The following is a 21222-nucleotide window of genomic DNA, read 5'->3' as shown; positions in this document are numbered from 1 at the left end:
CCTCAGAGCAGCGCTTCGATCATCACCGCGGCCAGCGTGAGCGCGCCGCCCAGCGCGACGTAACCCATCGCGCGCAGCGGGCGGGCCCGGTCGCTTTCGCGCGGTTCGCGCGACTGGTTGATGAGCGCGGCCTCGGCCAGGCCGGGCAGGCGCGGGCCGAAGCGCGACAACACGCGCGCGGTCGTGAGCAGGTCGTTCATCACCGCCTTCGGGCCGATGGCGTTCTTGATGTAATCCTCGACGACCGGCCGCCCGATTTCCCAGATGTTCATGTGCGGGTTCAGCGACCGCGCGACCCCTTCGACGATGACCATCGTGCGTTGCAGCAGGATCAGCTCGGTGCGCGTCTGCATCCCGAAACGCTCGGTCACCTCGAAAAGGTAGGCCAGAAGCCGGCCCATCGAGATGCGGCTCGCGTCCATTCCGAAGATCGGCTCGCCGACCGCGCGCAGGGCGGTGGCGAATTCCTCGACATCCTTGTCGGCGGGGACGTATCCCGCCTCGAAGTGGACCTCGGCCACGCGCTTGTAGTCGCGCTGGATGAAGCCATAGAGGATCTCGGCATAGACGCGGCGGGTGTATTCGTCGATCCGGCCCATGATGCCGAAGTCGAGCGCGACGATTTCGCCGCTGTCGGTGAACTTGAGGTTCCCCTGGTGCATGTCGCCGTGAAACAGCCCGTCGCGCAGGGCGTGGCTGAGGAAGAGCTGGAGCACCCGGTTGCCCAGGTTCTCGAGGTCGAGGTTCGACGACTTGAGTTTCTCCAGCTCGTTGGCCGGCGTGCCGTCGGCCCAGTCCATCGTCATGACCCGGCGGGAGCTAAGGCTCCAATGGATCGTGGGGACGACGAATTGCGGGTCGTTCTGCGTGTTTTCCGCGAACTCCGAGGCCGAGGCGGCCTCCTGCCGCAGGTCGAGCTCGCCCAGAACCGTGTGTTCGAAATGCCCGACCACGTCCTGCGGGCGCAGGCGGCGTGTCGAGGGCAGGAGCAGCTCGATGAACTTCGCGGCGAAGTGGAACGCGTCGAGGTCCGTGCGGAAGGCGCGTTCGATCCGCGGGCGCAGGACCTTGACCGCCACGAGCTCGCCCGTGTCGCGCAGCCGCGCCTTGTGGACCTGCGCGATCGAGGCGGCGGCGACCGAATCGGAGAATTCCGAGAACACCGCGTCCACGTCGATCCCCAGCTCGGCGGCGACCGTGCGGCGCGCCACGGCGGTGGGGAACGGGTCGAGCTTGTCCTGCAGGTAGCGCAGCTGCTCGGCCATCTCGGTGCCGACCACGTCGGGGCGCGTCGACAGGATCTGGCCGAACTTCACGTAGGCCGGTCCCAGCGCGGTGATCGCGCGGGTGACCGGTGGCATGTTCGGGTCGCCCCGCTTGCCCAGCCAGGCGAAGGTCCAGCTGACCGTGCGCGTCGTCACCTTGACCAGCGGCGGGGCGTTCATGGCGTGCAGGATTTCACCCAGAGCGCCCGTGCGTGCGAAGGTCGCGCCGGTGCGGATCAGGCGCCAGATGTTGATCGGTCCGCGCATCAGATCTTCCAGCCGGAGTGCAGCGCCGCGATGCCCATCGTCAGGTTGCGGTATTTCACCTGTTCGAACCCCGCGTCGCGGATCATCGCGGCGAAGGTCTCCTGGTCGGGGAACCGGCGGATCGATTCGACGAGGTACTGGTAACTGTCGCGGTCGTTTGCGATCACCTGCCCCATGCGGGGAATGATGTTGAAGGAATAGAGGTCATAGACCTTCTGCATCATGTCGTTCGGGATCTGGCTGAACTCCAGCACCATGAGCCGCCCGCCGGGTTTCAGCACGCGGTAGGCTTCAGCCAGCGCGTCCGCGATGCGGGTGACGTTCCGGATGCCGAAGCTGATCGTGTAGACGTCGAAGCTGTTGTCGTCGAACGGCAGCGCCATCGCGTCGCCCACGACCCATTCGAGGCTGCCGGCCATCTGGGCCGCCTCGGCGCGCTTGCGGCCCTCGACCAGCATGGATTCGGTCATGTCGCAGACCGTCGCATGGGCGCCGGGCGCGCGGCCGAGGAAGCGGAAGGCCACGTCGCCGGTGCCGCCGGCCACGTCGAGAAGCTTCTGACCGGGGCGGGGGGCGAGCCAGTCCATCATCGCGTCCTTCCAGACGCGGTGGATGCCCATCGACATGACGTCGTTCATGACGTCGTATTTCGACGCGACATTGGTGAACACGCCGTGGACCATGCCCGCCTTCTGGTCTTCGTCCACCGTCCGGTAGCCGAAATGGGTGGTCTTCTTCGCGTCGGTCATGCGGATCGCCTCTTTTCGTCAGCTTGCAGATATACGCACCTAGGGCGAGAAACAAACACCTATACGTCGCAGGGGGAAGGGCGGGTCAACGGCAGGCGGGGCACCCGAGGATGGCGTCCCACCGCGACCGGGCCTATATAGCCGGGGCGGCCCCGGGGCCGATCTCTTGAAGCAGGTGCAGGCGACAGATGCCCGAACTTCCCGAAGTCGAAACGGTGCGGCGCGGGCTCGAGCCCGTGATGACAGGCAAACGGATCCTCAACGCCGACGTGCGTCGCGAGGGGCTGCGCTGGCCTTTCCCCGAGCGCATGGCCGAGCGGCTGACCGGCGCTCGGGTGCTGGGGCTGCGGCGGCGCTCGAAATACATCCTGGGGGATCTCGACACCGGCGAAACGGTGCTTCTGCACCTGGGGATGTCGGGCCGCGTCCTGATTTCCGGCGCGCAGATCGGCGAATTCCACCACGCGCACCCGGCGCCGGAGAAGCACGACCACGTGGTGCTCGATTTCGAGGGCGGGGCGCGCGTGACGCTGAACGACCCGCGCCGCTTCGGGGCGATGGACCTGTTCACCACCGGCACCGGAGAGCTTCACCCCCTGATCGCCGCGCTGGGGCCCGAGCCTTTGGGCAATGCGTTCAACGAGGAATACCTCGTCGCGCGTCTCAAGGGCCGCAACACGCCGATCAAGTCGGCGCTTCTCGACCAGAGGGTCGTGGCGGGGCTGGGCAACATCTATGTCTGCGAAGCGCTCTACCGCGCCCGCATCCACCCGGCACGCAAGGCCGGCCGCATCTCGTCCGCGCGGATCGCGTCGCTGGTCCCGATCATCCGCGACGTGCTGAACGAGGCGATCGCGGCCGGGGGATCGTCCCTGCGCGACTACCGGCAGGCGGATGGCGAGCTGGGGTATTTTCAACACACCTTCCGGGTCTACGACCGCGAGGGACATCCGTGCAAAACACCGGAATGTCAGGGCAAAATCGCGCGGATCGTGCAATCGGGCCGCTCGTCGTTCTATTGCCCGCGCTGTCAAAGATGACTTGAAGCCCGAAGCGAGACTCGCATAGGCATGAGCGGAAGCACTGGAAGGGGTTCCCGCAGACATGGCTTATGACAACATCATCGTGGACGTGGACGACCATGTCTGCACGATCCGCCTGAACCGTCCTGACGCGCTCAACGCGCTCAACCTCGAACTGCTCAAGGAGCTGGGTGAGGCGCTGGCCGAGGGCCAGAAGAACGACAAGGTGCGCTGCTTCGTCATCACCGGGTCGGAAAAGGCGTTCGCCGCCGGGGCCGACATCAAGATGATGTCGGACAAGAGCTTCGCCGATGTCTTCGCCGGCGACCTGTTCACCCCCGAAGAGGATGCGATCATGCGCATCCGCAAGCCGATCATCGCGGCCGTGTCCGGTTATGCGCTGGGCGGGGGCTGCGAGCTGGCCATGATGTGCGATTTCATCATCGCCTCGGACACCGCGAAGTTCGGCCAGCCGGAGGTGAACCTCGGCGTGATGGCCGGCATGGGCGGCACCCAGCGGCTCACGCGGCTCGTGGGCCGGGCGAAGTCGATGGACATGAACCTGACGGGCCGCTTCATGGAGGCCGAAGAGGCGGAGCGCGCCGGGCTGGTCAGCCGCGTGGTGCCCTGCAAGAAGCTCATCGACGAGGCGACCTCGGCCGCGAAGAAGATCGCGGAGAAGAGCATGATCAGCGTCATGGCGATCAAGGAAGCGGTGCACCGCGCCGACCAGATGCCGCTGACCGAGGCGATCCTGTTCGAGCGTCGCGTGTTCCACTCGATGTTCGCCACCGCCGACCAGAAGGAAGGCATGGCGGCCTTCATCGAGAAGCGCGAGCCGCAGTTCCGCGACAAGTAGGGCCGGACCACCTGCGGCCGGTCCGCCAGGAGGAGGGCAAGTCATGCGCGTTCTGTTCACCGGGGGCTCCGGCAAGGCCGGGCGTCACGCGATCGAGCACCTGCTGGCGCAGGGGCACCGCGTCCTGAACGTGGACAAGGTGCCGCTCGATCTGCCGGGGGTCGAGAACCGGATCGTGGACATCACCGACGCCGGGCAGGTTCACGACACGATGACCAGCCTCGCGGGTTTCGACGAGCTCGACGCGCCGCGCCCGCCGTCCTTCGACGCCGTGGTGCATTTCGCGGCGATCCCGCGCATCCTCATGACCTCGGACAACGAATGTTTCCGGGTCAACACTCTGGGCACCTACAACATCATCGACGCTGCGGTCCGCCTGGGCATCCGCAAGATCGTCTTCGCTTCGTCCGAAACCACCTACGGCATCTGTTTCGCGCAGGGCGAGCGCAAGCCGGACTACATCCCCGTGGACGAAGACCACCCGACGGTGCCCGAGGACAGCTACGCCATGTCCAAGGTCGTGAACGAAGCGACCGCGCGCAGTTTCCAGGCGCGCTCGGGCGTCGACATCTACGGGCTGCGCATCAACAACGTGATCGAGCCGCACGAATACGCCCGCGACTTCCCGGCGTTCGTGAAGGACCCGGCCCTGCGCCGGCGCAACATCTTCGCCTACATCGATGCGCGCGACCTGGGCCACATGGTCGACTGCTGCCTGAAGACCGACGGGCTGGGCTACGAGGTGTTCAACGTGGCCAACGACGACAGCTCGGTCGGCATGCCGTCGGCCGAGGTGGCAGCACGGTTCTACGACGGCGTACCGGTCACGCGGGAGATGGGGGAATACGAGAGCTTCTATTCCAACGCGAAGGCCCGGCGGCTCGTCGGGTTCGCGCCCAAGCATGGCTGGCGCGACCAGATCGACGGGTAGGCGCGGCCCTGCATTAAAGGGGTTCACAAGTCCCGAAAAACCCCATATACGCCGCCGCTACATGCGTGTGAGACCCGCCAAGGTCGGAATCAGCCGGTAGAGAACCCGGTCGGGTCGTTTTGATCACGCTACAGACATTGAAACGCACCCGACGAAGGGAAGATCACCATGGCGAATTCGCCCCAGTCCAAGAAACGCGCCCGTCAGAACGAGCGCCGCTTTGCCGTCAACAAAGCCCGCCGTTCGCGCATCCGCACCTACCTGCGCAAGGTCGAGGAAGCCATCGCTTCCGGCGACAAGGACGCCGCCCAGGCTGCGCTCAAGGAATGCCAGCCGGAGCTGATGCGCGGCGTGTCGAAGGGCGTGTTCCACAAGAACACCGCGGCGCGCAAGATGTCGCGCCTGTCCTCGCGCGTGAAGGCGCTGGGCTGAGCCCGACCTCACGCAAGGTCATGAATGACGAAACGCGGTCCCTCGGGGCCGCGTTTTTTCGTTCCGGTTTGTTCGTGTTGTTTCGGTCACGACAGGGCGCCCGGGACCGTGCCCCGACCCGGTCCGACGATTCGCCCGGGGTCCGGATTTCCCTTGCTTCATTGCATTAGTGAAAGCGGCGCTGGATTCTTTTACCCGTTGTTAGAGTCAAGCTCTAAGAACAGTTGCGACTCTCACGTCGCCCCTCCTATCTTCTGTCTTGCGACTCGCGTCGCTGACTTGGGACAGAGCGGAAGAAGGGGGTGGGGATCCCCGGATTTCGCACCGAGGGGATCTTAGAAGATCTAAGGGGAAGCCTTCGGTTTATGCCGGACGTATCCGGGGCCTGCGGTACACACCGAACAGGTTCTCTATGCGTTGGTATTTCGCGTCGGACCATCATGGCCCGCGCTGCAGTCGTGTCAGCACCTGGTTGCAAACTTGTCGGGCACATCAGTGCCCGGGCCGCGGTTCCGCGGGAAATGACATGAAGCAGGCAGAGAAGAGATGGCAGACAGCATGTGGGGACAGGTTCGTGAACGGCTTGAACAATCGGTGGGACAGAACAACTACCGGAACTGGATCGAGCCGCTCGAATTCGCTGACCTCGATGGCGGTGTCGCCACCTTCCTCGTGCCCACGAACTTCATGGGCAACTGGGTGCAGCGCAACTTCGGCGAGCAGATCCTCCAGCACATGAAGACGGTCGGGGCGAGCGTGTCCCGCCTCGAGTTCGTCGTGCCCCGTTCCTCGGGCCAGCCGCGTGCGGCGGCCACGGATGCCACGCCCGCGGTCTCGGCCAACGGCAACGCCCGCCCGGCCCGCACCGGCGGGGACGATCTGCCGGGCGCGCCGCTCGACCCGCGCTTCACCTTCGACAGCTTCGTTGTCGGCAAGCCCAACGAACTGGCCCATGCCGCCGCGCGCCGCGTGGCCGAGGGCGGGCCGGTCACGTTCAACCCGCTGTTCCTCTACGGCGGCGTGGGGCTGGGCAAGACGCACCTGATGCACGCCATTGCGCACGAGATGCAGGAGCGGAACCCGGAGCTGCGCGTCGTCTACCTGTCGGCCGAACAGTTCATGTACCGCTTCGTCCAGGCGCTGCGCGACAAGGCGATGATGGATTTCAAGCACCTCTTCCGCTCGGTCGACGTGCTGATGGTCGATGACGTTCAGTTCATCGCGGGCAAGGACAGCACGCAGGAAGAGTTCTTCCACACGTTCAACGCGCTCGTGGACCAGAACAAGCAGATCATCATCTCCGCCGACCGCGCGCCGGGTGAGATCAAGGATCTCGAGGAGCGGATCAAGAGCCGCCTGCAATGCGGGCTGGTGGTGGACCTGCACCCGACCGATTACGAGCTGCGCCTGGGCGTGCTCCAGTCCAAGGTCTCGGCCTACCGCACGCAGTACCCGGACCTGACGATCGCCGATGGCGTGCTCGAATTCCTCGCGCACCGTATTTCGACCAACGTCCGCGTGCTGGAAGGGGCGTTGATGCGGCTCTTCGCCTTCGCGTCGCTCGTCGGCGGAGAGATCACGCTGGAGCGCGCGCAGGAATGCCTGACGGACGTGCTGCGCGCGTCGGACCGCAAGGTCACGGTGGAAGAGATCCAGCGCAAGGTGGCCGAGCACTACGGCATCCGCCTGTCCGACCTGATCGGTCCGAAGCGCCTGCGCTCGATCGCGCGGCCGCGCCAGGTGGCGATGAAGCTCTCCAAGGACCTCACGACGCGCTCCTACCCCGATATCGGGCGTCGCTTCGGCGGGCGCGATCACTCGACCGTCATGCACGCCGTGAAGCGGGTCGAGGAACTGGTGAATGCCGACACGCAGATGGCCGAGGATGTGGACCTTCTGCGCAAGGCTCTGGAGCACTAGGGGGCACTTGACGCCCCCCGTATTCCCACAGACAGTGCAAAAAAACTTGAGACGGGCGGGGAACCGGGTAATGTCGCCGTCCCGGGGCCTCATCGGCCCACGTAAATCCGGGAGTGGGACATGAAGATTTCCGTCGAACGCGCCGTGCTGCTCAAGGCAGTCGGACAGGCGCAATCGGTCGTCGAACGCCGCAACACCATTCCGATCCTGGCCAACGTCCTGATCGAGGCCGAAGGGGATACGGTCAGCTTCCGGGCCACCGACCTCGATATCGAGGTCGTGGACAAGGCGCCGGCGATGGTGGAACGCGCCGGGGCGACCACGGTCAGCGCCGTGACGCTGCACGAGATCGTGCGCAAGCTGCCGGACGGGGCAATGGTGAGCCTTGCCGACGACGGCACCTCGGGCCGGCTGACGGTCGAGGCCGGGCGCTCGAACTTCTCGCTGGCGACGCTGCCGAAAGAAGACTTCCCGGTGATGACCACGTCGGAATACGCCGCGAATTTCTCGGCGCCCGCGCCGGTCCTGCGCCGCCTGTTCGACAAGTCGAAATTCGCGATTTCCACGGAAGAGACGCGGTATTACCTCAACGGCGTCTACATGCATGTGGCCGACGGCGAGGACGGCAAGGTGCTGCGCTGCGTGGCGACGGACGGGCACCGTCTGGCCCGGATCGACGCCGACCTTCCGGCCGGGGCCGAGGACATGCCGGGCGTGATCGTGCCGCGCAAGACCGTGGGCGAACTTCGCAAGCTCCTGGAAGACGACGACATGCAGATCGCGGTGTCGGTCGGCGAAACCAAGGTGCGCTTCGCGACGCCCGACATCACGCTCACCTCCAAGGTGATCGACGGGACCTTCCCGGACTACACGCGCGTCATCCCGCAGGGCAATTCCAAGAAGATGGAAGTGGACGCGAGCGAGTTCGCCAAGGCGGTCGATCGCGTGGCAACGGTGTCCTCGGAGCGTTCGCGCGCCGTGAAGCTGTCGCTGGGCGAGGACAAGCTCACCCTGTCCGTCAACGCGCCGGACGCGGGCGCGGCAGAGGAAGAACTGATCGTCGCCTATGGCGCGGACCCGATGGAAATCGGGTTCAACGCGAAGTACCTGCTCGAGATCGCGAGCCAGGTGGACCGCGAGAACGCGGTGTTCCTGTTCAACTCCTCCGGCGACCCGACCCTGATGCGCGAAGGCAACGACACCAGCGCGGTCTACGTCGTGATGCCGATGCGCGTGTGACGGCCCCCGCACCCCGTGACCGGCTTGCCTTCGGCGAGCGTATTTTCGGAAAGATGAAAGGGCGCGGATGACGGGCCTTTTCCTGCGTGAACTCACCCTGTCGCATTTCCGCTCGCACCGGCGCGCGGAACTGGCGCTCGACGGGCGGCCCGTGGCGATCTTCGGGCCGAACGGGGCGGGCAAGACCAACATCCTCGAGGCGGTGAGCCTGGTGTCGCCCGGCCGGGGCTTGCGTGGCGCGTCCGCCGACGAGATGGCGCGCAAACCCGAGTCAGTGGGCTGGAAGATCACCGGGCTTCTGCAATCGCGCGACCAGCTCCACGAGATCGAGACCTGGGCCGAGCCGGGCCAGTCACGCCAGGTGACCATCGACGGCAAGGCCGCCGCGCAGGTGGCCTTGGGCCGGATCGCGCGGGTGACGTGGCTCGTCCCGGTGATGGACCGGCTCTGGGTCGAGGGGGCCGAGGGACGGCGCAAGTTCCTCGACCGGATGGCGATGAGCTTCGAGCCGGGGCACGGCGAGGCCGTGCTGAACTATGAAAAGGCGATGCGCGACCGCAACCGGCTGTTGAAGGACGGGCACAGGGACGCGCACTGGTACGGGGCGCTCGAGGCGCAGATGGCGCGCGCCGGGGCGGCGATCCAGGAAAACCGGGCGCGCACCGTGGCGCTGATCGTGGGGGCACAGATGGCGGCCGAGACCGCCTTTCCCGCCGCCGAGCTTCAGCTTCTGCATGCCGAGGGGGCGGAGATCGGGCCCGAGGGCGAGGCGGAACTCGCCACGGCCTTCGCCGAGAGCCGGCCGCGCGACCTGATGGCCGGGCGCACGCTGGTGGGCCCGCACCGGGCCGACCTTGCCGCGACCTATGCCGACAAGGGGATGCCCGCGCGCGAGTGTTCGACCGGGGAGCAGAAGGCGCTGCTCGTCTCGCTGATCCTCGCCCACGGCCGCGCGCTGGCGCAGGACTTCGGGGCGCCGCCCATGCTGCTGCTCGACGAGGTCTCGGCCCATCTCGACGCGGACCGGCGCGCCGCGCTCTACGACGAGATCGTCGCGCTGGGCGCGCAGGCGTTCCTCACGGGCACGGGGCCCGAGCTTTTCACAGAGCTCGGCGCGCGGGCCATGCATGTCGAGGTGCGCGACGAGGCGGGGCAGTCGGTCATCCGGGAGGTCGCGGCGTGACGCTGACCCTTGCGGATGCGGGGCTCTATGCCTTCGCCCTTCTCGTCCTGTTCCTGACGCCCGGCCCGGTGTGGATGGCGCTGCTCGCGCGGGCCATGTCGGGGGGCTTTCATGCCGCCTGGCCGCTGGCGCTGGGCGTGACGATCGGGGACGCGCTCTGGCCGCTCCTGGCGATCCTGGGCATGAGCTGGGTCGCGACCGAGTTCGAGGGCGTCACGGTGGTCCTCAAGTTCGTGGCCAGCGGGTTCTTCCTCTGGCTGGGGTGGACCATCATCCGCCATGCCGACCAGCAGATCGCGGCGGACAGCCGGCTGACCCGGCCGGGCATGTGGGCGGGGTTCATGGCCGGGGTCGCGGTGATCCTCGCCAATCCCAAGGCGATCCTGTTCTACATGGGCATGCTGCCGGGCTTCTTCGACCTGGGCGGGCTGACGTGGCCGGACATCGCGGTGATCGTGGCGTTGTCGATGGTCGTGCCGCTCTTCGGCAACATCGTGATGGCGGCCTTCATCCACCGGCTGCGCGCGCTCCTGAGCTCGCCTGCTGCGCTGCGGCGCCTCAACATCGCGGCGGGGCTTCTGCTGATCGTCGTGGCCGCGATCATCCCGTTCACCTGACCCGTCCGGAGCCCTTGGGCGCCCCTGTGCCGCGGCCACCAAATATGGGGTCATCCGCGTGACATTCCCCCCCGGAAAAGCTACAAACGGGCAACAGAAAAACAGGAAGGCTCTCATGGCCGAAGACGTGCAGAAAGACGCTGAATACGGCGCAGATTCCATCAAGGTTCTCAAGGGGTTGGAGGCGGTCCGCAAACGCCCCGGCATGTACATCGGGGACACCGACGACGGCAGCGGCCTGCACCACATGGTCTACGAGGTCGTGGACAACGGGATCGACGAGGCGCTGGCGGGTCACGCGGACTTCGTGAGCGTCACGCTGCACCGCGACAATTCGGTCTCGGTGCGCGACAACGGACGCGGCATCCCGGTCGACATGCACACCGAAGAGGGCGTCTCGGCGGCGGAGGTCATTATGACCCAGCTGCACGCGGGCGGTAAGTTCGACTCGAACTCCTACAAGGTGTCGGGCGGTCTGCACGGCGTGGGCGTCTCGGTGGTGAACGCTCTCTCCGACTGGCTCGAGCTGACGATCTGGCGGCAGGGCAAGAAGCACTCGGCCCGGTTCGAACGCGGCGAGACGTCGAAACACCTCGAGGTGATCGGGGATGCCGAGGGGGAAACGGGGACCGAGGTGCGGTTCCTCGCCTCGACCGACACGTTCTCGAACCTCGACTACAACTTCAAGACGCTCGAGAACCGGCTGCGCGAGCTTGCCTTTCTCAATTCCGGCGTCCGCATCATCCTGCGCGACGAACGGCCGGCAGAGCCGCTGGAGGCCGACCTTCACTACGAGGGCGGGGTCAAGGAATTCGTCAAGTACCTCGACCGGCACAAGACGCCGATGATCGAGGAGCCGATCTTCATCGAGGGCGAGCGCGACGGCATCACCGTCGAGGTCGCGATGTGGTGGAACGACAGCTACAACGAAATGGTTCTGCCCTTCACCAACAACATTCCGCAGCGCGACGGCGGCACGCACATCGCGGGGTTCCGGGGCGCGCTGACGCGGACCATGAACCTCTACGCCAATTCATCGGGCCTGGCGAAGAAGGAGAAGGTCAGCTTCACCGGCGACGACGCGCGCGAGGGGCTGACCTGCGTGCTGTCGGTGAAGGTGCCCGATCCCAAGTTCAGCTCGCAGACCAAGGACAAGCTCGTGTCCTCCGAGGTGCGCCCGGCGGTCGAGGGCCTGATGAACGAGCGCCTGTCGGACTGGTTCGAGGAACACCCGAACGAAGCGCGCCAGATCGTCGGCAAGATCATCGAGGCGGCGCTGGCACGCGAGGCCGCGCGCAAGGCGCGGGAGCTTACGCGCAAGAAGGCGACGCATGACGTGGCGAGCCTTCCGGGCAAGCTGGCGGATTGCCAGGAAAAGGACCCGGGCAAGCGCGAGCTCTTCATCGTCGAGGGTGACTCGGCCGGCGGGTCGGCCAAGCAGGGCCGGTCGCGCCAGAACCAGGCGGTGCTGCCCCTGCGCGGCAAGATCCTGAACGTCGAGCGCGCGCGCTTCGACCGGATGCTGTCGTCGGAGACGGTGGGCACGCTCATCACCGCTCTGGGCACCGGCATCGGGCGTGACGAGTTCGACATCGAGAAGCTGCGCTACCACAAGATCATCATCATGACGGACGCCGACGTGGACGGCGCGCACATCCGTACGCTGCTGCTCACGTTCTTCTACCGCCAGATGCCCGAGATCATCGAGGGCGGGTACCTCTACATTGCGCAGCCGCCGCTCTACAAGGTGTCGCGCGGGCGGTCGGAGGTCTACATCAAGGACGTTCCGGCGCTCGAGGATTACCTGATCCAGCAGGGGATCGAGGGCGCGATCCTGCGCCTGGCTTCCGGGGAAGAGATCGTGGGGCAGGACCTCGCCCGCATCATCGAGGGCGCCCGGTCGTTCAAGCGCGTGCTCGACGCATTCCCGACGCATTACCCGCGCAACATCCTGGAACAGGCCGCACTTGCCGGGGCCTTCGACCCCGGGGCGGCGGATTCGGACCTTCAGGCGGTCGCGGACCGGGTGGCCCAGCAGCTTGACCAGGTGGCGGTCGAATACGAACGCGGCTGGACCGGCCGGATCACCCAGGACCACGGCATCCGCCTGTCGCGCATCCTGCGCGGGGTGGAAGAGATCCGCACGCTCGACGGCGCCATCCTGCGCTCCGGCGAGGCGCGGCGCCTGAGCCAGGTGAGCGAGGACAGCCGGGCCTATTACCAGGATCCCGCCAAGCTGGTGCGCAAGGAGCGCGAACAGATCATCTACGGGCCGACCGACCTGCTCGAGGCGATCCTGGCAGAGGGCGAGAAGGGGCTGACCCTGCAGCGTTACAAGGGGCTGGGCGAGATGAACCCGGACCAGCTGTGGGAAACCACGCTCGACCCCGAGGCGCGCACGCTCCTGCAGGTCAAGGTCGAGGACCTGGCCGAGGCGGACGACCTGTTCACCAAGCTGATGGGCGACGTGGTCGAGCCGCGCCGGGAATTCATCCAGCAGAACGCGCTGTCGGTGGAAAACCTCGACTTCTGAGGCGCTGGCCTAAACGGACGACGCCGCGACACGCCGGGTTCTTCGACCCGGCGTGCATCGTTTCTTGGCGCACTCGAACCGTTGATTCGGAGCCGGTTGGGTCCGAAATACTTTACTTACTGAATAAAAATTCAGCAAATATTGACGACTCTAGCGCATTTACCTTACGTCAATACAAAGGGTTAAGTGTATGATTATAGATAAATAATGTGCGGCAAAGTGGATTATAACCCCGCTGAGACCCTCACCAAATTTACGTTTGAGGTACGAAAGCGTTTCGATTATCGAAGCGCCCGAATCCAGTCGAGTTGCGAGTGACCCCTTGCCCATCGACATGCCTTTTCCACACATGCGGCGGGCTTTTTGGGCGCTCTTGCGGGCTGGTGAATGTAAATTGGTACAGGAGTAACACCATGCGCAAGCTGACACTTGCTTCGACGGCGCTAGCCGCCATGACCCTCATCCCCGCCACTGCGAGCGCGCAGGACTCGGAGTGCGGTGAAGTCTCGATCGCCCAGATGGGCTGGGCCGCGGCCGAGGTCACGACGAACATCGCGAAATTCCTGCTCGAGCAGGGCTACGACTGCGACGTCACGCTGGTGCAATCGGACACCATCCCGGCGATCACCTCGGTTGCCGAAAACGGTGAGCCGGACGTGGTGACGAACCTGTGGCTCAACTCCGCCGGCGACGCCTACAAGAAGCTGGAGGACGGCGGCAAGATCGAACGCCTGACCTCGGTGCTCGAACCGGGCGGCGTCGAAGGCTGGTGGATTCCGACGGCTCTTGCAGAAGAGCACCCGGAGCTGACCACCATCGAAGGCATCATGGAGAACCCCGACCTCGTCGGCGGCCGCTTCAACAACTGCCCGGACGGCTGGGGCTGCCGCGTCGTGTCCGACAACCTCGTCGAAGCGCTCGACCTGGAAAGCTCGGGCATCGAGGTGTTCAACCACGGTTCCGGTGAAACGCTGGCTTCCTCGATGGGCGCCGCCGTCACCAACGACGATCCCTGGTTCGGCTACTACTGGGGCCCGACCGTTCCGCTCGGCAAGTACGACATGACCCGCGTGAAGCTGGGCGAGTACGACGAAGCCGCGTTCAGCGAACTTCAGAACCCCGACACCCCGGATCCGCAGGTCTCGGACTTCCCGGCCGCGCCGATCCTGACCTCGGTCACCTCCGAGTTCACCGAGGAAAACCCGGAAGTCACCGAGTTCTTCTCGAACATGACGTTCTCGACCGAGCAGATGTCCAGCCTGCTGGCCTGGAAGGATGAGAACAACGCGTCGAACGAAGAGGTCGCGGTGCACTTCCTGACCACCGCCCAGAACACCTGGACGGATTGGGTCAACGACAGCGCCGAAGAGAACCTCTCTTCGCTGATCCAGTAAGACGACGCCGCGAGGCGAAGATCAGGCGGGGCCGGGATGCCGGCCCCGCTTCTGCGTTTCACAACAGGAGGGGCGACAGCCTGACGACCGCATATGGCGACTTACGACGGACTATTCGACACGCTGGGTTTGCGTGACTGGTGCGACAGCGGCGGCGAGGCCGGACCGATGTCGATGGAAGACCTCATGGCCCAGACCAAGGGATCGGAAGAAGCGGCGAACGGCCCGGTGCCGTTCCCCTCGCTCGACGCGCTGAACGAGGCCTGCCCGGCCTGGCCGCAATCGCGCGACCTGACCGTGGGGCTCGAACAGGGGTTCCTCGACATCCGCGACGCGCTGACCGTGGTGGTGGACCCGGTCACCCAGCCGCTCAGCTGGATGCTGCGCGGCACGCTCGACGTCATGACCTCTACCCCGTGGTACGTCATGATCCCGATCCTGCTTCTCATCACATGGTTCGTGACACGGTCGTGGAAGATCATCGGCTTCGTCGCGCTCGGCATCGGGCTTCTGGCCTTCGTCGATTACTACGACTACGCGATGCAGACGCTGGCGATCATCTTCGTCTGTGCCTTCATATGCGTCTTGTTCGGGGTGCCCATAGGCATCGCGATGTCGCGGTCCGACAAGCTTCAGAGGGTGGCGATCCCGGTGCTCGACATGCTCCAGACGCTGCCGCCCTTCGTCTATCTCATCCCGCTGATCTTCCTGTTCTCCGTGACCGAGCCGAAACTCTACGGCATCGCGGTTATCCTTTACGCCATCGTGCCGGTCGTGCGTCTCACCGACCTTGGCATCCGGCTGGTGGACAAAGACGTGATCGAGGCCGCGGACGCCTTCGGGATGACCCGCCGGCAGAAGCTCTTCGGGGTGCAGATCCCGCTCGCTCTGCCCAACATCATGGCCGGTGTGAACCAGACCATCATGATGAGCCTCGCGATGGTCGTCATCGCGTCGATGGTGTCGGCGCCGGGGCTGGGCATCCTCGTCCTGCGCGGCATCCGCAACCTGGAGCTCGGTGTCGGCCTGATCGCGGGCCTTGGCATCGTGATCCTGGCGATCATCCTCGACCGGGTGACCAAGGCGTCGCTCGCGCGGATCGATGCAAGCCAGTCCAGCCGATAGGAGGTCACCATGAGCGACGACAACATCAAGGTATCCATCCGCCATCTCTACAAGATCTTCGGCGAAGACCCGGAGGGCGTGCTGGACCGTGTGAAGGACGGCATGACCAAGGACGAGCTGATGGCCGAGACCAATCACGTGCTCGGGCTGAACGACATCAACGTCGACATGCGCGAGGGCGAGATCACGGTCATCATGGGTCTGTCCGGGTCGGGCAAGTCCACGCTGATCCGCCACCTCAACCGCCTGATCGAACCGACGGCGGGCGAGGTGCTGGTGGACGGCGAAGACATCCTGTCCTGGAGCGAAAGCCGACTGCGTCGTCTGCGGCGCGAGGCGATGTCGATGGTGTTCCAGAAGTTCGCGCTTCTGCCGCACCGCACGGTGCTGGAGAACGCGGGGATGGCTCTGGCGACCGAGGGCTACAAGCGGGACGACTACGAGGCCGAGGCGCGAAAGTGGCTCGACCGCGTGGGGCTCCAGGGCCAGGACGACCAGTATCCGCACCAGCTTTCGGGCGGGATGCAGCAGCGCGTGGGCATCGCCCGGGCGCTGGCGTCCAACTCCGACATCATGCTGATGGACGAGGCGTTCTCGGCATTGGACCCGCTGATCCGCACAGACATGCAGGACCTGCTGCTGGAGCTCCAGGCGGAGCTCAAGAAGACCATCGTCTTCATCACCCACGACCTCGACGAGGCCCTGAAGCTGGCCGATCACCTGGTCATCCTGAAGGATGGCGCGGTGGTCCAGCAGGGTGAGCCGCAGAAGATCCTGATGAACCCGTCCGACCCCTACATTGAGGACTTCGTTGCCGACATCAACCGCGCCCGGGTGCTCCGGGTGCGCTCGGTGATGGAGAGCACCCCGCCGGAGGGCGATTGTTTCGGGGATGTCGACGTCAACGATACGCTGGAAAGCGTGATCGCCCGCGCCGAGGGGGCGGTCGACCGGCAGTTCCGCGTGCTGGACGGTGACAAACCGGTCGGGACGCTCACGATGGTCGACCTGATGCGGGCGCTCGTCCCGCGTGAATCGAGCGCGGCGGCCGCCTGATCCGGCGTCGCCTCAGCCGCGGGCTTTCAGGCCCGCGGCGCTGAAGCGCAGGAGGTGGTCGAGCTGCTCCTTGTCGGGGGCCGCGCCGCCCCCCAGCGCCGCGATCCGGCCCTGCGAGGTGAGCAGGGCCAGCATCGCCGATACCGAGAACACGAAGCCTTCCGCCAGCGCCGGGCGGGGCGTCTCCGGCAGGAGCGCGCCCAGTTCCGCCAGGAAAAGCTCGGCGGTCGGGTCGAAGCATTCCGCGGAAATCTCCCGCCACCTGTCGTCGGCCGACACGAACGCCACGAGCCGCGCGTAGGCGCGCCAGCCCGGGTCCGTGTCCGACAGCTCGAAGATCGGGCGCATGAAGGCGTCGAGCAGGGTCTCTAGCGTGACCTGGTTCTCCCGTTTCAGCACCCCGAGCGCTTTCAGCCGGGCCTCGGACAGCGGGGTCGCGCGCCGGGCGACGGTGCGGTGAAACAGCGCCTCCTTGCCGCCCCCGTGGTGGTGGATCGTACCAACCGGTTCGCCCGCCTCGGCGGCGATGTCGCGGATCGTGGCGCCGTCGAATCCGCGCGCCGCGAAGACCTTCTCCGCCGCATCGAACACCCGCTTTCGGGTGGCGAGCGCCCGTTTGGAGGGCGCTCTTTTTCTTTCCGTGTCAGTGGGTTGGGGCGCCGCCATGAAAATATCTTGCCTTATTTCGAACAGATGTTCAAGTTAACAGGCACAAGGGAGGACATCATGAGCGAGGCGCGCGACCGGCTTGCCCTGATCGGGGCGGGACCGATGGGACTGGCCGCGGCAAAGCTTCTGGCCGAGCACGGGATCGGGTTCCAGGGCTTCGAGCTGAACGACGACGTGGGCGGGCTTTGGGACATCGATGGTCCCCGCTCGACCATGTACGAGACCGCGCACCTGATCTCGTCCAAGCGGATGACCGAGTTCACCGATTTCCCGATGGACGACGACGTGGCCGAATACCCCTCGCACCGCGAAATGAAGCGCTATTTCCGGGACTTCGCCAGGCACTTCGACCTCTACAGGCATTACCGCTTCGGCGCCGAGGTGCTGTCTTGCGAGCCGATCGGCGGGCCGAACGACGGCTGGCGGATCACGTGGCGCGATAACGGGGGCGAGCACGTCGAAGAATTCGCGGGCCTCCTGATCGCCAACGGCACGCTGTCGACGCCGAACATGCCCATGTTCGAGGGCGAGTTCACCGGCGAGATGATCCATTCGTCGGCGTATCGTTATCCCGGCCAGTTCGACGGCAAGCGCGTGCTGGTGATCGGCGCGGGCAATTCCGGCTGCGACATCGCGGTGGACGTGATCCATCACGGCGTCTCCTGCGACCTGTCGATGCGGCGGGGTTACTACTTCGTGCCGAAATACGTCTTCGGCAAACCCGCCGACACGCTGGGCGGCGCGATCCGGTTGCCGATGGCGCTGAAGCGCATCGTGGACGGGACGATCCTGAAGTGGTTCGTGGGAGACCCGCAGAAATACGGGTTCCCCAAGCCCGACTACAAGCTCTACGAAAGCCATCCGGTGGTGAATTCTCTGGTGCTCTACCACGCCGGCCACGGCGACATCACGATCCGCCCCGACATCGACAGGTTCGAGGGCAAGACGGTGCATTTCAAGGACGGGACGCACGCCGAGTACGACATGGTTCTCGTCGCCACGGGCTACAAGCTCGACTACCCGTTCATCGACGATACGCACCTGAACTGGCGGGGCGACGCGCCGCATCTCTACCTCAACTGCATGCACCCCGAGCGCGATGACCTGTTCGTTCTCGGAATGGTCGAGGCGTCCGGGCTGGGCTGGCAGGGCCGGCACGAACAGGCCGAGATGGTGGTGCGCTACATCGAAGGGTTGAGGGCCGGCACCCCCGAGGCACGCGCCTTGCAGAAGACCAAGGCCGAGGGCTTCAGTCGGGAGACCGGGGGCATGAACTACATCGACCTGCCGCGCATGGCCTATTACGTGGACAAGGCGACCTACCGGAAGGCGGTCACCCGCTGGATCGGCAAGCTCGGGGGGCGGGCGGCATGATCGACGAGGCGGTCCTGGATTTCTCCGCGGGGTCGCTGACCCTGCTCAACGCGATTCTCGCGGTGGTCATGTTCTCGATCGCGATCGACCTGACCCCGCGCGACTTCCGGCTTCTGGCGAAGGCGCCGAAGCCGCTGGTTGTCGGGCTGTTTTCGCAATTCGTCGTGCTGCCCGCGCTGACCTTCCTGCTGGTGCTCGCGGTGCAGCCGCAGGCCTCGGTCGCGCTGGGGCTGATGCTGGTGGCCGCCTGTCCGGGCGGCAACATCTCGAACTTCATCACCCACCGGGCCGGGGGCAACGCGGCGCTTTCGGTGTCGATGACCGCCTTCGCGACGGTGGGGGCCATCGTCGCCACGCCCTTCAATATCGCCTTCTGGGGGCGGCTCTATGGGCCGTCCGCGGAAATCCTGCGCGCCACGTCGATCGACCCGGTGCGCATCGCGATCACGGTGGGGCTGATGCTGATCCTGCCGCTCGTGCTGGGCGTGACGCTGAACACCCGGCGGCCCGACATCACGGCGCGGTTGCGCAAGCCGCTCCAGTGGCTGTCGATGGCGATCTTCGTCGCCTTCGTCGCGGTGGCGCTCGCCGCCAACTGGACGCAGTTCCTGACCTATGCCGGCGCGATCATCGGGCTGGTGGTGCTGCACAATGCCATCGCGCTGGCGGGCGGCTTCACCACGGCGACCCTTGCGGGCCTGTCGGCCTTCGATCGCCGCTCGGTCACGATCGAGACGGGCATCCAGAACTCCGGCCTCGGGCTGGTCCTGATCTTCGGCTTCTTCGGGGGGCTGGGCGGCATGGCCGTGGTCGCGGCGTTCTGGGGGATCTGGCACGCGATTTCCGGCATCGCGCTGGCGGCGATCATGGGCCGGACCGAGGCGGCGCGATGACCCGCATCCTCGTCACGGGCGCGGCCGGCATGGTCGGCCGGGCACTGATCGGGGCCCTGCCGATGGAGAACCTGGTCGCCACGGACCTCGATCGCGGGGTGCTGCCCGAGGGGGTGGCGTTCCGGCGGATGGACGTGACCGGCGACGATCCCGACGGGGTGATCGGCGAGGTGCGCCCGGACGTGGTGGTTCACCTTGCCTCCATCGTCACCCCGCCGCCCGGAATGACGCGGGAGCAGGCGTTCGCGGTGGACGTGACCGGCACGCGCAACGTGCTGGACGCCTGCATCCGCCACGGCGTGCGGCGGATCGTGGTGACGAGCTCGGGGGCCGCCTATGGCTATCACCCCGACAACCCCGTGCCGCTGACCGAGGACGCGCCCGTCCGGGGCAACCCGGAATTCGCCTATGCCGATCACAAGCGGCAGGTCGAGGAGATGCTGGCCCGAGCGCGCACCGACCATCCCGCGCTGGAGCAGGTCGTGCTGCGCGTGGGCACCGTGCTGGGGGCGGGGGTCGAGAACCAGATCACGGCGCTCTTTCACCGGCCCCGGCTGCTTGCGATCCGGGGGGCCGACAGTCCCTTCGTCTTCATCTGGACCCGCGACCTCGCCCGGATCGTGGAGCGGGCGGCGACCGACGGGCCGGCGGGGATCTACAACGTCGCGGGCGACGGGTGGCTGACGGTCGACGACCTGGCACGGCAGTTGGGCAAGCCGCTGCTGCGCCTGCCCGCCTGGCTGCTCAAGGCCGTGCTGGCGGTGGCGCATCCACTGGGGCTCATCCAGTATGGCCCCGAACAGGTGCGCTTCCTGCAATACCGCCCGGTACTGGCCAACGAGCGGCTGAAATCGGTGTTCGGCTACGGGCCCGAGTTGAGCTCGGCCGAGGTGTTCGCGCTGTGGCGCAAGGAGGCGGGGCTGTGAAGACGGCGGTGATCTCCGGCGGGAACGGCGGGCTGGGCCGGGCGCTGGCCGACGCGCTCGAAGCGCGGGGATGGCATTGCGTGCTGATGGATGTGAACGTCGCCGGGCTGGAGCCGAGCGAGACGCGCACACCGGTCGCGGTGGACCTGACCGACGGGGCCGCGCTGGCGGAGGCGGCGGCGCGCGTGATCGCGGATCGGCCGAGCATCGACATGGTGATCTACAACGCCGGGGTGAGCCAGATCGGCCCGTTCGAGAGCGCGAGCGAGGACAGCCACCGGCGGGTGTTCGAGATCAACTACTTCGCCGCCGTCGCGATGGCGCGGGCGTTTCTCGGGCCATTGCGCGACGCGCGGGGGACGCATCTTGCCATCTCGTCGGTCGCGGGTTTCGCGCCGCTGCACAACCGCACGGCCTATGCCGCGTCGAAACACGCGCTGGAGGGGTTCTTCGCCTCCCTCCGGTCCGAGGAAGCGGCGTACGGGGTACGCACCCTCATTGCCGCGCCTAGCTTCGTGGCGACCAACATCGGTAATCCCGAGCGCGGGGCGGACGGCATCCTGCGCCCCGGCGCAGCGGCGGACGGCGTGGACTACATGACGCCAGACGATGCCGCGAACGTGATCCTGCGCGGCGTCGACAAGGGGCGGGAGATGATCCCGGTTGGCCGGGTGGCGCGGCTGTCATGGTGGCTGATGCGCGCCTCGCCGGGTCTCTACCAGCGTGCCATGCGGCGCCGGATCAGTGGCGAGGGCTGAGGAACCTGCG

At 66.2% G+C, this 21222-nt stretch carries 19 protein-coding genes; 16 read left to right on the top strand and 3 right to left on the bottom strand.

The annotated features are described in order from the left end of the window. Positions 1-2: 2 nt before the first annotated feature. Together ubiB and ubiE are read right to left on the bottom strand one after the other, a co-directional pair. On the bottom strand, positions 3-1532 hold the full coding sequence (ubiB, locus tag GQE99_RS03140; RefSeq protein WP_161350125.1) for a 2-polyprenylphenol 6-hydroxylase: 1530 nt from the start codon (positions 1530-1532) through the stop codon (positions 3-5). Continuing rightward, positions 1532-2281: a bifunctional demethylmenaquinone methyltransferase/2-methoxy-6-polyprenyl-1,4-benzoquinol methylase UbiE gene (gene ubiE / locus GQE99_RS03135; protein WP_161350124.1), complete on the bottom strand. Its 750-nt coding sequence runs from the start codon at positions 2279-2281 to the stop codon at positions 1532-1534. The genes ubiB and ubiE overlap by 1 nt, the downstream gene beginning before the upstream one ends. 188 nt (positions 2282-2469) lie before the next feature. On the opposite strand from ubiE, the gene mutM reads away from it, so the two are divergent. The 12 genes from mutM (at position 2470) to GQE99_RS03075 (ending at position 16592) form a co-directional block, all read left to right on the top strand. Further along, positions 2470-3321 (top strand): bifunctional DNA-formamidopyrimidine glycosylase/DNA-(apurinic or apyrimidinic site) lyase, encoded by an 852-nt coding sequence (gene mutM, locus GQE99_RS03130; protein WP_161350123.1) that lies wholly within the window; start codon positions 2470-2472, stop codon positions 3319-3321. 64 nt (positions 3322-3385) lie between these two features. Next, complete coding sequence (locus tag GQE99_RS03125) at positions 3386-4162, top strand: enoyl-CoA hydratase (protein ID WP_161350122.1); 777 nt, start codon at positions 3386-3388, stop codon at positions 4160-4162. Positions 4163-4205: 43 nt separating this feature from the next. Next, complete coding sequence (locus tag GQE99_RS03120; RefSeq protein WP_161350121.1) at positions 4206-5093, top strand: NAD-dependent epimerase/dehydratase family protein; 888 nt, start codon at positions 4206-4208, stop codon at positions 5091-5093. A 168-nt stretch (positions 5094-5261) separates the two neighbouring features. After that, on the top strand, positions 5262-5525 hold the full coding sequence (gene rpsT / locus GQE99_RS03115; RefSeq protein ID WP_161350120.1) for a 30S ribosomal protein S20: 264 nt from the start codon (positions 5262-5264) through the stop codon (positions 5523-5525). Between the two features lie 546 nt (positions 5526-6071). After that, positions 6072-7445, top strand: a complete 1374-nt coding sequence (gene dnaA, locus GQE99_RS03110; protein ID WP_161350119.1) for a chromosomal replication initiator protein DnaA — start codon at positions 6072-6074, stop codon at positions 7443-7445. Positions 7446-7565: 120 nt separating this feature from the next. After that, the gene (gene dnaN / locus GQE99_RS03105) at positions 7566-8684 is read left to right on the top strand and encodes a DNA polymerase III subunit beta (protein WP_161350118.1); all 1119 of its coding nucleotides are present in this window, start codon (positions 7566-7568) and stop codon (positions 8682-8684) included. 67 nt (positions 8685-8751) lie between these two features. Next, complete coding sequence (recF, locus tag GQE99_RS03100) at positions 8752-9867, top strand: DNA replication/repair protein RecF (RefSeq protein ID WP_161350117.1); 1116 nt, start codon at positions 8752-8754, stop codon at positions 9865-9867. After that, entirely contained in the window at positions 9864-10484 is a 621-nt protein-coding gene (locus tag GQE99_RS03095; RefSeq protein WP_161350116.1) for a LysE family translocator, read from the top strand. The genes recF and GQE99_RS03095 overlap by 4 nt, the downstream gene beginning before the upstream one ends. Before the next feature lie 115 nt (positions 10485-10599). Next, positions 10600-13017, top strand: coding sequence for a DNA topoisomerase (ATP-hydrolyzing) subunit B (gene gyrB, locus GQE99_RS03090; RefSeq protein WP_161350115.1), 2418 nt, complete (start codon positions 10600-10602; stop codon positions 13015-13017). 413 nt (positions 13018-13430) lie between these two features. Beyond that, complete coding sequence (locus GQE99_RS03085) at positions 13431-14411, top strand: ABC transporter substrate-binding protein (RefSeq protein WP_161350114.1); 981 nt, start codon at positions 13431-13433, stop codon at positions 14409-14411. A gap of 93 nt (positions 14412-14504) precedes the next feature. Then, positions 14505-15536, top strand: coding sequence for an ABC transporter permease (locus tag GQE99_RS03080; RefSeq protein WP_161350113.1), 1032 nt, complete (start codon positions 14505-14507; stop codon positions 15534-15536). 9 nt (positions 15537-15545) lie between these two features. After that, positions 15546-16592, top strand: coding sequence for a quaternary amine ABC transporter ATP-binding protein (locus tag GQE99_RS03075; protein WP_161350112.1), 1047 nt, complete (start codon positions 15546-15548; stop codon positions 16590-16592). Positions 16593-16604: 12 nt separating this feature from the next. Here the strand turns inward: GQE99_RS03075 and GQE99_RS03070 are convergent, their stop codons facing one another. Next, the gene (locus GQE99_RS03070; protein ID WP_161350111.1) at positions 16605-17258 is read right to left on the bottom strand and encodes a TetR/AcrR family transcriptional regulator; all 654 of its coding nucleotides are present in this window, start codon (positions 17256-17258) and stop codon (positions 16605-16607) included. Positions 17259-17318: 60 nt separating this feature from the next. Here GQE99_RS03070 and GQE99_RS03065 point away from each other — a divergent pair, with 60 nt between their 5' ends. Genes GQE99_RS03065 through GQE99_RS03050 form a run of 4 tightly spaced genes read left to right on the top strand, consistent with a single transcriptional unit; the run spans position 17319 to position 21212 of the window. After that, on the top strand, positions 17319-18635 hold the full coding sequence (locus GQE99_RS03065; RefSeq protein ID WP_161350110.1) for a flavin-containing monooxygenase: 1317 nt from the start codon (positions 17319-17321) through the stop codon (positions 18633-18635). After that, complete coding sequence (locus GQE99_RS03060) at positions 18632-19528, top strand: bile acid:sodium symporter family protein (protein ID WP_161350109.1); 897 nt, start codon at positions 18632-18634, stop codon at positions 19526-19528. The genes GQE99_RS03065 and GQE99_RS03060 overlap by 4 nt, the downstream gene beginning before the upstream one ends. Further along, positions 19525-20454, top strand: coding sequence for an SDR family oxidoreductase (locus GQE99_RS03055; protein ID WP_161350108.1), 930 nt, complete (start codon positions 19525-19527; stop codon positions 20452-20454). The genes GQE99_RS03060 and GQE99_RS03055 overlap by 4 nt, the downstream gene beginning before the upstream one ends. Then, entirely contained in the window at positions 20451-21212 is a 762-nt protein-coding gene (locus tag GQE99_RS03050; protein WP_161350107.1) for an SDR family NAD(P)-dependent oxidoreductase, read from the top strand. The genes GQE99_RS03055 and GQE99_RS03050 overlap by 4 nt, the downstream gene beginning before the upstream one ends. The last annotated feature ends 10 nt before the right edge of the window (positions 21213-21222 follow it).

The sequence above is a fragment of the Maritimibacter harenae genome (assembly GCF_009882975.1).
GTDB lineage: Bacteria > Pseudomonadota > Alphaproteobacteria > Rhodobacterales > Rhodobacteraceae > Maritimibacter > Maritimibacter harenae.
The sequence above is the reverse complement of the archived record's forward strand: the minus strand, read 5'-3'. Positions and strand labels throughout refer to the sequence as shown.